Origin of the sequence: Pseudomonas sp. LAMO17WK12:I10 (assembly GCF_900215185.1) — a bacterium.
Classification (GTDB): domain Bacteria; phylum Pseudomonadota; class Gammaproteobacteria; order Pseudomonadales; family Pseudomonadaceae; genus Aquipseudomonas; species Aquipseudomonas chlororaphis.
The window spans coordinates 89,715-101,827 of record NZ_OBDX01000012.1 but is presented as its reverse complement, the minus strand read 5'-3'; the positions used below and the strand labels follow the sequence as shown (position 1 = coordinate 101,827).

12 protein-coding genes and 1 pseudogene are annotated in these 12,113 nt (G+C 64.5%); 6 read left to right on the top strand and 7 right to left on the bottom strand.

Annotated elements, in window-relative coordinates; all coding sequences use genetic code 11:
* Positions 1-54 precede the first annotated feature (54 nt).
* The 4 genes and pseudogenes from CRO75_RS15060 to CRO75_RS15045 all read right to left on the bottom strand — a co-directional run.
* Positions 55-1,264: pseudogene (locus CRO75_RS15060) on the bottom strand (M20 aminoacylase family protein); the annotation flags it as partial.
* Between the two features lie 214 nt (positions 1,265-1,478).
* Positions 1,479-1,808 carry an amidase gene (locus CRO75_RS15055; RefSeq protein ID WP_097136495.1) on the bottom strand — a complete coding sequence of 110 codons (330 nt, stop codon included), beginning with the start codon at positions 1,806-1,808 and terminating at the stop codon, positions 1,479-1,481.
* Positions 1,805-2,902, bottom strand: a complete 1,098-nt coding sequence (locus CRO75_RS15050; RefSeq protein ID WP_097136493.1) for a serine hydrolase — start codon at positions 2,900-2,902, stop codon at positions 1,805-1,807. The genes CRO75_RS15055 and CRO75_RS15050 overlap by 4 nt, the downstream gene beginning before the upstream one ends.
* 89 nt (positions 2,903-2,991) lie before the next feature.
* Positions 2,992-3,867 carry an acyl-CoA dehydrogenase family protein gene (locus CRO75_RS15045; protein WP_097136491.1) on the bottom strand — a complete coding sequence of 292 codons (876 nt, stop codon included), beginning with the start codon at positions 3,865-3,867 and terminating at the stop codon, positions 2,992-2,994.
* A gap of 140 nt (positions 3,868-4,007) precedes the next feature.
* On the opposite strand from CRO75_RS15045, the gene olsB reads away from it, so the two are divergent.
* A complete protein-coding gene (gene olsB, locus CRO75_RS15040) occupies positions 4,008-4,763 on the top strand; it encodes an L-ornithine N(alpha)-acyltransferase (protein WP_007926556.1) in 756 nt (251 codons plus the stop codon).
* The gene (locus tag CRO75_RS15035; RefSeq protein WP_097136489.1) at positions 4,763-5,557 is read left to right on the top strand and encodes a lysophospholipid acyltransferase family protein; all 795 of its coding nucleotides are present in this window, start codon (positions 4,763-4,765) and stop codon (positions 5,555-5,557) included. The genes olsB and CRO75_RS15035 overlap by 1 nt, the downstream gene beginning before the upstream one ends.
* Positions 5,558-5,583: 26 nt before the next feature.
* Here CRO75_RS15035 and CRO75_RS15030 read toward each other — a convergent pair whose 3' ends face one another.
* Complete coding sequence (locus CRO75_RS15030) at positions 5,584-6,165, bottom strand: ACP phosphodiesterase (RefSeq protein ID WP_097136487.1); 582 nt, start codon at positions 6,163-6,165, stop codon at positions 5,584-5,586.
* 153 nt (positions 6,166-6,318) lie between these two features.
* On the opposite strand from CRO75_RS15030, the gene CRO75_RS15025 reads away from it, so the two are divergent.
* The 3 genes from CRO75_RS15025 to CRO75_RS15015 are packed head-to-tail and all read left to right on the top strand — an operon-like array spanning position 6,319 to position 8,891.
* Complete coding sequence (locus CRO75_RS15025) at positions 6,319-6,633, top strand: helix-turn-helix transcriptional regulator (protein ID WP_007926562.1); 315 nt, start codon at positions 6,319-6,321, stop codon at positions 6,631-6,633.
* A gap of 13 nt (positions 6,634-6,646) precedes the next feature.
* On the top strand, positions 6,647-7,813 hold the full coding sequence (locus CRO75_RS15020; RefSeq protein WP_085530022.1) for an MFS transporter: 1,167 nt from the start codon (positions 6,647-6,649) through the stop codon (positions 7,811-7,813).
* A 28-nt stretch (positions 7,814-7,841) separates the two neighbouring features.
* Positions 7,842-8,891: an alkene reductase gene (locus CRO75_RS15015; protein WP_009042512.1), complete on the top strand. Its 1,050-nt coding sequence runs from the start codon at positions 7,842-7,844 to the stop codon at positions 8,889-8,891.
* A 117-nt stretch (positions 8,892-9,008) separates the two neighbouring features.
* Here CRO75_RS15015 and CRO75_RS15010 read toward each other — a convergent pair whose 3' ends face one another.
* The gene (locus CRO75_RS15010; protein WP_097136485.1) at positions 9,009-9,896 is read right to left on the bottom strand and encodes a DMT family transporter; all 888 of its coding nucleotides are present in this window, start codon (positions 9,894-9,896) and stop codon (positions 9,009-9,011) included.
* Positions 9,897-10,058: 162 nt separating this feature from the next.
* Positions 10,059-10,691 (bottom strand): efflux system transcriptional repressor EmhR, encoded by a 633-nt coding sequence (emhR, locus tag CRO75_RS15005; protein ID WP_009042510.1) that lies wholly within the window; start codon positions 10,689-10,691, stop codon positions 10,059-10,061.
* Positions 10,692-10,955: 264 nt separating this feature from the next.
* On the opposite strand from emhR, the gene emhA reads away from it, so the two are divergent.
* On the top strand, positions 10,956-12,113 hold the full coding sequence (gene emhA / locus CRO75_RS15000; protein ID WP_009042509.1) for an efflux RND transporter periplasmic adaptor subunit EmhA: 1,158 nt from the start codon (positions 10,956-10,958) through the stop codon (positions 12,111-12,113).

Genomic DNA, 12,113 nt, shown 5'->3' with positions numbered 1-12,113 from the left:
TGTCGGGCCTCTCGGGTAACGAGTCGGCCCCTTATGGGAAGTGCCGGGCGCCACGGCGCCCGATTCAGCGGCAGAAGAAAGGGAAAACTCAGGCCGGCTCGAGCCAGCTCTCGGCCAGCGCGGCCCAATAGGCGGCGCCGGTCAGCAGGATGTCGTCGTTGAAGTCGTAGCCGGGGTTGTGAACCATCGGCCGGGACAGGCCGTTGCCGATGAACAGGTAGCTGCCGGGGCAGCGCTGCAGCATCCAGGCAAAGTCTTCACTGCCCATCAGCTTGCGCGTGTTGCCGTCGACCGCCTGCTCGCCCAGCAGCGCCACCCCGACCTGACGGGCGAATTCGGTCTGCTCCGGGCTGTTGACCAGCACCGGATAGGCCGGGCGGTGTTCGATGCTGGCCGAGCAGCCGAAGCTCTGGGCCTGGGTGTGGATGATCGCCTTGACCCGTTCGAGCATCTGCTCGCGCACTGGCGCGTTCAGCGCCCGCAGGCTCAGGCGCAGCAGCGCCTGTTGTGGAATGACGTTGGCCGCCTCGCCGGCCTGCAGCGCACCGACCGTCACCACCGCCGCCTCCTGGGCATCGATGTTGCGCGCCACCACGGTTTGCAAGGCCATCACCACACTGGCCGCGGCCACCAGCGGATCGACCGTCAGGTGCGGCATCGAACCGTGCCCGCCCACGCCTTCGAGGGTCACGGTGAGCAGGTCCTGGGAGGCCATCATCGGCCCTTGACGAAAACCCAGGTGGCCGGCCGGCAGCCCCGGCATGTTGTGCATGCCGAACAACGCGTCGCAGGGGAAACGCTCCAGCAGGCCGTCGGCGAGCATCGCTTCGGCGCCGCCCTGGCCTTCTTCGGCCGGCTGGAAAATCAGGGTCAGGGTGCCGTCGAACTGGCGCGTGGCCGCCAGGTAGCGCGCCGCGCCAAGGAGCATGGCGGTGTGGCCGTCATGCCCGCAGGCATGCATGCATCCGCTGTGGCGGCTGCTGTAGGCCACGCCGCTGTTCTCGATGATCGGCAAGGCGTCCATATCGGCGCGCAGGCCAAGCCGGCGCGGGCTGCTGCCGTTGCGCAGCACAGCGACCACGCCGGTCTTGCCGATGCCGCTATGCACTTGGTAGCCCCACTCCTCCAGGGAGCGGGCGACCAGCGCCGCGGTGCGGTTCTCCTCGAAACCGAGTTCGGGGTGGGCGTGGATGTCCTGGCGCACGGCGCGCAGGTCGCTGGCGACGTCGTCGAGCCAGGCAAAGATATGCGGGAAACGGGTCATGACGTATCTCCTCGGGCCGGGTGTAATCCCGTTCTTTTTTTCGGAGCGTCTCACGGTGCGGCAAGGCGTGATCGCGGCGTGCCCTCAGATAACCGCGAGCCGTCGCCCGCGACAATCAAATGTGGTTCCACAGGGTGGAACCTTGTGCGGGGAGCCAATCAGCATGGGGGCTGGCAGCCCCGGGAAAGGGTTACCGATCTTTACGCGGCGCCGTTCAGGGCTCCAGTCGACAGCCCTGGCGTTCGCCCAGCCAGACAGCGCTATGGCTGCGTCCCAGGCCGCTGGCGCTGACCCGCTTGTGCTCGGCATCGTCCTGCAGGCTTTTCAGTGGCAGGTACTGCTGCACATAACCTTCGCAGTACTCGGCGGCGTTGTGCATCACGTAGCGGCAGGAGCAGTACTCCTTGGCGCTGTAGGCGCTGAGGATGTCCGGGAAGGCCCGCAGGGCGACCCGCTCGCTCCAGCCCCAGCCGAGCAAGGCCAACAGCGCCAGCAACAGCAGGCTGGCAAAGGGATGGCGCACGAACCACGGACGCCGGCTCATGGCTGCACCTGCCGGGCGAAGGCCGCCAGGGCCAGCTTGAGCAATGCGTTGTGGCTATAGCTGCCGTCGCGGTCGTCGGCATAACGCACGATCACCAGCCCGGCGCTGGGAATCACGTACAACGCCTGCCCCCAATGGCCCAGTGCCGCGAAGGTATCGGCCGGCGCGTCCGGCCAGGGCGACGGGGCTCCGCCAACGGCGCGGTTGAGCCACCAATGGCCGCCGGGCACCAGCTCGTCCTGATTGGCCTGATAACCGGCGAACGGCGTGCGACTGAATTCGACCCAGTCCCTGGGCAGCAACTGGCGCTCGCCCCAGCGCCCGTCGCGCAGCATCAACAGGCCGACCCGCGCCAGATCGCGGGCCGTGAGGTAGGCATAGGAGGAACCGACGAAGGTGCCGGTGGCGTCGCTTTCCCACACGGCGTGGGTAATGCCCAGGGGCTCGAACAGCGCCTGCCACGGGTAATCGGCATAACGCTGGGCGCCCAGCATGCCTTTCAGGGCCGCCGACAGCAGGTTGCTGTCACCGCTGGAATAACGAAACACCTGCCCCGGCGGGCTGAAGGCCGGGTGCTCGGCGGTAAAGCTCGCCATATCGCCGTGGCCGCGGGTGTAGAGCATGGCCACCACCGAGGACTTGAGGGGCGCGTACTCGTAATCCTCCTGCCAGTCCAGGCCCGAGGCCCAGTGCAGCAGGTCGGCCATGCGGATATCCGGGTGCTGGCGCAGCGCCGGCAGGAAGCGTGCGGCCTTGTCCTGCAACTGGAAACGCCCTTCGCCATAGGCCACGCCCAGCACCGCGGCCAACAGGCTTTTGCTGATGGACCAGGTCAGGTGCGGGGTATCGGCGTTGGTCGGGCCGGCATAACGCTCATAGATCAACTGGCCATCGCGGATCACCAGCAAGGCGTCGCTGCGGATGCCCAGGCGGGTCGCCTCGTTGCGGGGCGCGAAGGCATAGGCCTCCAATGCCTCAAGGGCCGGGCCGCTGGCTGCGGGGCCCTTGCTCCATTGCGCGCCGGGCCAGTTCTCGGCCCAGGCGGGTGGGAGCATCAACAGCAACGCAAGCAGCAGGGTCGAGCCTTTGAGCATGGCGGGAACTCGGGCAAGGGAACCCGCTGAGGGTAGACCAGGGAGATGACAGTTTTTGTCCGGCCGGCGCTCCCGCGACTCCCTTCTATTTATAGAGCCAGCGCCTTGGCCAGGCGTTTGCTCCGCGCCCCCGCCGCCAGGTCCAGCACCGCCCGATCGCGCTTCCACAATTCGGCCCACTGCGGCGGGCCATCGGCAAAGGCCTGCTCGAGGGCCGGCTTGAGCCCGTCGAACTGGGCGAACAGGCCACCCAGCAACACATGCCCGCTGCCCAGCGAGGGGTTCTGCCGGCTGACTTCCGCGCAACCGGCGAGCAAGGCCAGCAATTGCAGGAGCAGGGTCTGCGGCCAGTCGTTGTCCTGGCCGACGCCATACAGCCAGGCAGTCATGGCGCTGAGTACATAGATGTCTTCCAGGGTGCGAAAGGGTTTGACGTAGGCATCCCAACCGTCGCCCGCCAGCCGTTCGCACAGGGCGTTATCCAGTTGCAGGCGGCCGTGGCTGATGTCCGGCATCAGCGGGATCGCCGGCAGCTTATCGACCTTGACCCCGGGCTCGCCAGCATGGACCACCGCCAGGCTCAGGCGCGGCGACTCGCCTTGCGCCTCGCAGCGGGCAGCGATCAGCAGCCAGTCGGCGGCATCGCCGGCGGTGACGAAATCCTTGCGCCCGTTCAGGTGCAGGTCCCGCAGGCGGGTCTGCATGTCAGCCGGGCGCAGGCTGCGCTGCTCGGTGGCGCACAGCGCGCCCAGGCTCAGCGGCGCGCTGGGCCAGAGCATGCGCAAGGCCGCCTGGTAGCCCACCAGGAAGGCCAGCCCCGGGGTGGCCATCAGCCGCCCGCCGCGCACCGCCAGCTCGAAGGGCGTCACCGGTCCCAGTTCCTGTAACAACGCGACATAACCTTCGGCCAGGTCCGGGTGGGCGGGCAGCCGGCGACGGCTGTGCAGCAGGGCTTGCCAGGGCATAAGCGGGTCCTCAGGGGCTGTCATATAAGCATCACCAAAGCTTCATGGCGATGACACCGGGGCTACATAGCCTGACTTTGCACAACAAAGTCGATCGGCTGCAACCCAAGGCGGGTCAGTGGCCCGCACGGAGATTCACAATGACTCAGATCGCCCGCATCAGCGACACCGGCAATGAACGCCGCCTGCAAGCCGAGCGCCTGGTGGGCGCCGCGGCCCTGCAAGAAGCCCAGGCCCTGCGCTTCAACGTCTTCAGCGGCGAATTCAACGCCAAACTGAAAGGCGCGGAGCTGGGTCTGGACATGGATGACTATGATGTCCACTGCAGCCACATCGGCGTGCGTGACTTGAACAGCGGCCGCCTGGTCGCCACCACCCGCCTGCTCGACCACCAGGCCGCCAGCAGCCTGGGGCGTTTCTACAGCGAAGAAGAATTCAGCCTGCACGGCCTGGTCCAGCTCAAGGGCCCGATCCTCGAGATCGGCCGCACCTGCGTCGACCCGGCCTACCGCAACGGCGGCACCATCGCCGTGCTCTGGGGCGAGCTGGCCGAAGTGCTCAACCAGGGCGGCTACAGCTACCTGATGGGCTGCGCCAGCATCCCGATGCAGGACGGCGGCGTGCAGGCCCACGCGATCATGCAGCGCCTGCGCGAACGCTACCTGTGCACCGAGCACCTGCGCGCCGAACCGAAGAACCCGCTGCCGAACCTCGATATCCCGTCCAACGTCATCGCCGAGATGCCGCCGCTGCTCAAGGCCTACATGCGCCTGGGCGCGAAGATCTGCGGCGAGCCGTGCTGGGACCAGGACTTCCAGGTGGCCGACGTGTTCATCCTGCTCAAGCGCGATGAGTTGTGCCCGCGCTACGCCCGTCACTTCAAGGCGGCCGTGTGATGCGCCGGCTACGGGTCTACGGGCGCATCGCCCGGGTGCTGCTGGTGGTGGCGCTGGGCCTGAGCATGGCCTGCGTGTTCGGCGTGTTCGAGCGCCTGGGCGTCGCCCATTCCATGGTCCGGCGCCAGCGCTGGTCGCGCTTTTTCATGGCGCGCCTGAGCAATGCCCTGCCCTTCGGCGTGACGGTGCACGGCGAGGTGCCGAAGCAGCCGATGCTGTGGGTCAGCAATCACGTGTCCTGGACCGATATCCCGCTGCTCGGCGCGCTGACGCCGCTGTCGTTCCTGTCCAAGGCCGAAGTGCGCACCTGGCCGGTTGCCGGCTGGCTGGCCGCCAAGGCGGGCAGCCTGTTTATCCGCCGCGGTTCGGGCGACAGCCAGTTGATCCGCAAGCAGATGACCCGCCATCTGCAGCAGACCCACCCATTGCTGATGTTCCCCGAAGGCACCACCACCGACGGCCGCAGCCTGCGCACCTTCCACGGTCGCCTGCTGGCCAGCGCCATCGACGCCGACGTGGCGTTGCAGCCGGTGGCCATTCGTTACCTGCGCGATGGTGATATCGATCCGCTGGCGCCGTTCATCGGCGACGACGACTTGCTGTCGCACCTGATGCGTTTGTTCGCCAACGATCAGGGCCGGGTGGAAATCCATCTGCTGCAGCCGATTGCCTGCCAGGGCCAGGAGCGCGCCGCGCTGGCGTTCCAGGCGCAACAGGCGGTGCAGAAGGTTCTGTTTGGCGACATCGTCCAGCCAGCCGAGCCACGGCGTGCCGGCGACCTGATCGCCGCCTGAGCCTGGAGGAGCCGGCGTGCCGGCTCCTACCGCGGCTGCATATGTTGCGCGGCGAACACCTGCAACTGCGGGTAGAACACCCGGAAATCCTCGCTCAACGGCTGATACAGCCGCTCCAGCTCGCCCATCGCCGCCGCCAGTTCTTCCGGGCGTGACAGGCGCCGGGCAATCCCCCGCAACACCTGCTCCAGCACCTCGAACTCGCGGTAGGAACCCAGCCAGTCATGGGCGGCCATATGCGGCGCGATCTGCGCCAGGCGCCCGGGCAACCGGGGTTCGGCCGCCAGCACCCGATATACGTCCGAAGTGAACAGCTCCAACGGCCGGTCGGCATAGAGCGCCCAGTCCCGGGCCAGGCAGTGGTCGAAAAACACGTCCAGGACGATGCCGGCATAACGCCGGCGGGTCAGGGAAAAACGCGACAGCGACTCGCCCACCAACGGATGGCGGTCGGTAAAGATGTCGATGCTGCGATGCAGCTGGATCGCCGCCTCGATTTCCGGGTCGAACTGGCCCTGCAGGCGCCCTTTGACGAAGTCGCCATACAAACTGCCGAGTAATTGACCGGGGCGCTGGCCGCCGAGATGCAGATGTGCGAGATAATTCATTCGCGCAGCTTAGCACCGCGCCTCACATATCGTTATAACCCGATATACCGATTAACGCTGATCTCAGATCAAAATCATATTGGTATATCGCGAAATAGCGATTTAAAGTTCGCCTCATCGCGATATAACGTTTTACGGAAACCGAGCACCGCCATGTCCATCGACCTCGACGAAATAATAAAAGCCCTGGCGCACCCAGTACGACGAGACATCCTTATCTGGCTCAAGGACCCGAAGGTCCAGTTCCCCGATCAGACCCACAACCACGAGTACGGCATCTGCGCCGGACAGATCGACCAACGCTGCGGCCTGTCGCAGTCGACCGTCTCCGCGCACCTGGCGACCTTGCAACGGGCTGGCCTGATCAGCAGCCAGAAAGCCGGCCAATGGCACTTTTTCAAACGCAACGAAGATGTGATCCAGGCCTTCCTCGAGAAGCTGACCGCAGAACTTCGCATCAAAGACTGACAAGGACCCGACAATGCCCCTCTCGCTCCTCATCCTGGCCTTGAGCGCCTTCGCCATCGGCACCACCGAGTTCGTCATCATGGGCCTGCTGCCCGATGTGGCGAACGACCTGGGTGTGTCGATCCCCGGCGCCGGCTGGCTGGTGACCGGCTACGCCCTGGGCGTGGCGATCGGCGCGCCGTTCATGGCCCTGGCCACCGCCAGGCTGCCGCGCAAGGCCGCCCTGGTGGCGTTGATGGGGATTTTCATCGTCGGCAACCTGCTGTGTGCGCTGGCCAGTGACTATGACGTGCTGATGTTCGCCCGTGTGGTCACCGCCCTGTGCCATGGCGCCTTCTTTGGTATCGGTTCGGTGGTCGCGGCAGGCCTGGTGCCCGCCAACAAGCGTGCTTCCGCCGTGGCCCTGATGTTCACCGGCCTGACCCTGGCCAACGTGCTCGGCGTACCGCTGGGCACCGCCCTGGGCCAGCAGGCCGGCTGGCGTTCGACCTTCTGGGCGGTGACCGTGATCGGCGTGATTGCCCTGATCGGCCTGATCCGCTTCCTGCCCGCCAAGCGCGACGAAGAGAAGCTCGACATGCGTTCGGAACTGATCGCCCTCAAGGGCGCCGGGATCTGGCTGTCGCTGAGCATGACCGCGCTGTTCTCCGCTTCGGTGTTCACCCTGTTCACCTATGTCGCCCCGCTGCTGGGCGAGGTGACCGGCGTCTCGCCCCAGGGCGTGACCTGGACCCTGGTGCTGATCGGCCTGGGCCTGACCCTGGGCAACATCATCGGCGGCAAGATGGCCGACAAGAGCCTGTCGGGCACCCTGGTCGGCGTGCTGATCGCCATGGCCGTGACCAGCTCCGTGCTGACCTGGACCAGCGTCGCGCTGATCCCCACCGAAGTCACCCTGTTCCTCTGGGCCACCGCCTGCTTCGCCGCGGTGCCCGCCCTGCAGGTCAACGTGGTGACCTTCGGCAAGGCCGCGCCGAACCTGGTGTCCACGCTGAACATCGGCGCCTTCAACATCGGCAACGCCCTGGGCGCCTGGGTCGGCGGCAGCGTCATTGCCCACGGCTACGGCCTGGTCAACGTGCCGCTGGCGGCCGCCGCGCTGGCGGTCCTGGCCCTGCTGGTGACGCTGATTACCTTTCGCCAGGGCGGCAACGCCGATCTGGCTCCTGCCACCAACTGATACGTTCATCTAAAGAAGGGTGTATTTCATGACGACTATTTTCGATCCGATCAAACTCGGCGACCTCGAGCTGGCCAACCGCATCATCATGGCGCCGCTGACCCGCTGCCGAGCCGACGAGGGCCGCGTGCCGAACGCGCTGATGGCCGAGTACTACGTACAACGCGCCTCCGCCGGCCTGATCCTCAGCGAGGCCACCTCGGTGACCCCGATGGGCGTCGGCTACCCGGACACCCCGGGCATCTGGTCCAACGACCAGGTGCGCGGCTGGAGCAACGTGACCAAGGCCGTTCACGGCGCGGGCGGCAAGATCTTCCTGCAGCTGTGGCACGTGGGCCGGGTTTCACACCCGAGCTACCTCAACGGCGAAGCGCCGGTCGCGCCAAGCGCCATCCAGCCCAAGGGCCATGTCAGCCTGGTGCGTCCGCTGGCCGACTACCCGACCCCGCGCGCCCTGGAAACCGCTGAAATCGCCGACATCGTCGACGCCTACCGCGTTGGCGCCGAGAACGCCAAGGCTGCCGGTTTCGACGGCGTGGAAATCCACGGCGCCAACGGCTACCTGCTGGATCAGTTCCTGCAAAGCTCCACCAACCAGCGCACCGACCAGTACGGCGGCTCCCTGGAAAACCGCGCCCGCCTGCTGCTGGAAGTGACCGACGCCGCCATCGAAGTCTGGGGCGCCGGCCGTGTCGGCGTACACCTGGCGCCACGGGCCGACTCCCATGACATGGGCGACGACAACCTGGCCGAAACCTTCACCTATGTCGCTCGCGAGCTGGGCAAACGCGGTATCGCCTTTATCTGCTCCCGCGAGAAAGAAGGCGCCGACAGCCTCGGCCCACAACTCAAAGAAGCCTTCGGCGGCCCTTACATCGCCAACGAACGCTTCACCAAGGACAGCGCCAATGCCTGGCTGGCCAGCGGCAAGGCCGATGCCGTGGCCTTCGGTGTGCCCTTCATCGCCAACCCGGACCTGCCGGCCCGCCTGAAGGCCGATGCACCGCTCAACGACGCGCGTCCCGAGCTGTTCTACGCCAAGGGCCCGGTCGGCTATATCGACTACCCGACGCTGTAAGACGCTTCAATAAAAAAACCCCGGACTCGCAAGAGCCGGGGCTTTTTACTGCGTCACGCAAACATGCCTCCATAGGAGCAAGGGGATGCCTGCCAAGGTGACACAGGCGCCAGGCAATCAGCCGCGTTTGCGCTGGCCCCAGGCCACGGCCAGGCCGCTGAGGCAGATCACCGCGATCCCGATTATGCCGAAGCTGTCCGGGGTGTGATCGAAGATCAGGTAGCCGTACATGCCGGCGAACAGGATCTGCCCGTAGCTGAATGGCGCCAGCATCGCCGGCGCGGCATGGCGGAAAGCCTGGGTCAGCAACAGGTGGCCGAGCATGCCGCAGGTACCGAGGCCGATCATGAACAGGGCGTGCCCCAGGGTCGGCGTGCTCCAGAAGAACGGCAGCGCCGCGCTCATGATCAGGCTGTTGAGAATCCCGGTGAGGAAGTTGCTGGTGGTGGGGCTGTCGACACCGCTGAGCTTGCGGGTGAGCAACTGATAGAAGCCAAAACACAAGGCCGAGCACAGCGGCAGCAGGATCGCCGGGGTGAACAAGGCGCCGCCCGGACGAATCACGATCAATACCCCGACGAAACCGGCCAGCACCGCCAGCCACTGGCTGCGGGTCACCCGCTCGCCCAGCAGCGGCACGGACAAGGCGGTAACCAGCAAAGGCGCGAGGAAGTTGACCGCGGTGGCCTCGGCCAGGGGGATATAACGCAGGCCGGTGGTGAAAAACAGGCTGGTGCCGATCAGGCACAAGGCGCGCAACAGTTGCTGGCCCGGACGCTTGGTACGCACCACGGCGGAGAAACCGCTGCGCGGCACGAACACCACCAGCATCAACAGCGTGTGCACCACATACCGGGCCCAGACCACCATGACGATGGGATAGAACCCGGACAGGTATTTGGACAGGGTGTCATGACTGGCGAACAGCAAAACCGCCAGGCAAATCAGTGCTATACCTTTGACCGGTTGCTCGGTGCCCTTATAAGCCGCGGTACTCACACTCATTCACATACTCGCAACAATTTCCCTACAAAATACGTAGCTCGCTATCTATCAAGATAAAGTCGGCACGTATATAAAGGCATCCCGGTGAGCCGTGACGAATAAAACATCGCGTTTTATAACGCGCAAACGTTGACATCTGCCGACGTAATTCCGCATTTTGTCTCAATTACGCAGGCTGGGACTCAGGCGCAGCATGTCCAATCCGGTATCGATCCAGCGCTCCGCTTCCTTATGGAGTTCGAAACTGTCCGGCGCCAACAGCCACTGATAAAGAATGCCATCAATATAGGCGTGGATACTGATGGCCGCCCGGGCAGTATCGAGGTTCTCGGGCAGTTGTCCCCGCTTCACGGCATTGCGCAACGCCAGCTCGATATGCACGTTGCAATCCAGGCTGGCCGCGCGACGCTGGCGCCGCAAGTCGCACATTTCATCGGTGAATTCGCACTTGTGAAACAAAATCTCATTAATGCGTCGGGTTTTCGGGTCCAGGGCAATTTGATGAAACAAATGAATCAGCAGCTTGCGCATGCACCCCAGCGGATCGACTTCCTCTTCGTCTTCACTGGCCCTGGCCATTTCATTCAGCGGCTCGCGCAAGGTATCGAGCATGGCCTGCACCAGATCCGCCTTGTTGCTGAAATGCCAGTAAATAGCTCCACGCGTGACACCGGCCAAAGTCGCGATATCGGCCAGGGTGGTACGCGCCACACCGCGCTCGTAGAAGGCTTTTTCGGCCGCCTCGAGTATCTGTTTGCGGGTTTCTTGAGCTTCCTCTTTGGTACGACGGACCATGGCAGTAAACCTCGATCAGGATGTTTCAGCGATGCATGAAGCTCATCTGAATAAATATGGAACGGCATCTCGGGTGCCGTTTACCCAACCTACAATTCGACACTTGCAACGGCTTTTGTAACCGAATGGGTACGCCGCCAAGGTATTTACAAACAACCATGAACGTAAGTATATTCCTTAGCAAGCTACTTATCCACTCAGCACTCGTTTTTTACCCTTCCACTTTTCGAGTGCGCATTTTGCGCGCCTGACCCGAGGATCTTCATGCAACTCAAGCCAGCTGTTACCGCTCTGGTCACTGCCGTCGCCCTGGCATCGCTGCTCAGCGGATGTAAAAAGGAAGAGGCGGCTCCCGCCCCACAAGCCCCTCAGGTCGGCGTAGTCACCCTGCAACCTCAAGCCTTTACCCTGACGTCCGAGCTTCCAGGGCGCACCACTGCGTTCCGGATCGCCGAAGTCCGTCCTCAGGTCAACGGCATCATTCTCAAGCGTCTGTTCAAGGAAGGCGGCGACGTCAAGGAAGGTCAGCAGCTCTATCAGATCGATCCGTCGGTCTATGAGTCGACCCTCAAGAGCGCCCAGGCCAACCTGCAATCGACCAAGTCGATCTCCGATCGCTACAAGCAGCTGGTCGACGAGCAAGCCGTAAGCCGCCAGGAATACGACACCGCCGTCGCCAACCGCCTGCAATCGGAAGCCGCGCTGCAGAGCGCCCAGATCGACCTGCGCTACACCAAGGTGCTGTCGCCGATCTCCGGGCGTATCGGCCGTTCTTCGGTCACTGAAGGCGCATTGGTCAGCAACGGTCAGTCCACCGCCATGGCAACCATCCAGCAACTCGACCCGATCTACGTCGACGTCACCCAGTCGTCGGTCGAGTTGCTCGAGCTGCGCCGCGAGCTGGAAAGCGGTCGCCTGCAGAAGGCCGGCGACAACGCCGCCAAGGTCAAGCTGACCCTGGAAGACGGCAGCCAGTACAAACTCGACGGCAAGCTGGAGTTCTCCGAAGTGTCGGTCGACGAAACCACCGGTTCCGTGACCCTGCGCGCGGTGTTCCCGAACCCGGAACACACCCTGCTGCCCGGCATGTTCGTGCATGCGCAACTGCAGGCCGGCGTGAATGCCGCGGCGATCCTCGCCCCGCAACAAGGCGTGACCCGCGACCTCAAGGGCACACCGACCGCCCTGGTGGTTGGCCCGGACAACAAGGTTGAACTGCGTCAGCTCAAGGCCAGCCGCACCGTCGGCAACCAGTGGCTGATCGAGGACGGCCTGAAGGCCGGTGATCGCCTGATCACCGAAGGGCTGCAATTCGTCCGACCTGGCGTCGAAGTCAAAGCCAGCGAAGCGACCAACGTTCCAGCAAAAAACCCGGCCACTGCACAGGCAACTGACAAAGCTGCAGGCGGCAAAGGGGAGTAA

What these genes read in the sequence shown, in the direction of transcription:
- CRO75_RS15055 (WP_097136495.1), bottom strand. Translation starts at nt 1,808, where the DNA reads ATGAGCCGGCGTCCGTGGTTCGTGCGCCATCCCTTTGCCAGCCTGCTG.
- emhA (WP_009042509.1), top strand. Translation starts at nt 10,956, where the DNA reads ATGCAACTCAAGCCAGCTGTTACCGCTCTGGTCACTGCCGTCGCCCTG.
- CRO75_RS15015 (WP_009042512.1), top strand. Translation starts at nt 7,842, where the DNA reads ATGACGACTATTTTCGATCCGATCAAACTCGGCGACCTCGAGCTGGCC.
- CRO75_RS15035 (WP_097136489.1), top strand. Translation starts at nt 4,763, where the DNA reads ATGCGCCGGCTACGGGTCTACGGGCGCATCGCCCGGGTGCTGCTGGTG.
- CRO75_RS15050 (WP_097136493.1), bottom strand. Translation starts at nt 2,902, where the DNA reads ATGCTCAAAGGCTCGACCCTGCTGCTTGCGTTGCTGTTGATGCTCCCA.
- CRO75_RS15020 (WP_085530022.1), top strand. Translation starts at nt 6,647, where the DNA reads ATGCCCCTCTCGCTCCTCATCCTGGCCTTGAGCGCCTTCGCCATCGGC.
- CRO75_RS15025 (WP_007926562.1), top strand. Translation starts at nt 6,319, where the DNA reads ATGTCCATCGACCTCGACGAAATAATAAAAGCCCTGGCGCACCCAGTA.
- CRO75_RS15010 (WP_097136485.1), bottom strand. Translation starts at nt 9,896, where the DNA reads ATGAGTGTGAGTACCGCGGCTTATAAGGGCACCGAGCAACCGGTCAAA.
- emhR (WP_009042510.1), bottom strand. Translation starts at nt 10,691, where the DNA reads ATGGTCCGTCGTACCAAAGAGGAAGCTCAAGAAACCCGCAAACAGATA.
- CRO75_RS15030 (WP_097136487.1), bottom strand. Translation starts at nt 6,165, where the DNA reads ATGAATTATCTCGCACATCTGCATCTCGGCGGCCAGCGCCCCGGTCAA.
- CRO75_RS15045 (WP_097136491.1), bottom strand. Translation starts at nt 3,867, where the DNA reads ATGCCCTGGCAAGCCCTGCTGCACAGCCGTCGCCGGCTGCCCGCCCAC.
- olsB (WP_007926556.1), top strand. Translation starts at nt 4,008, where the DNA reads ATGACTCAGATCGCCCGCATCAGCGACACCGGCAATGAACGCCGCCTG.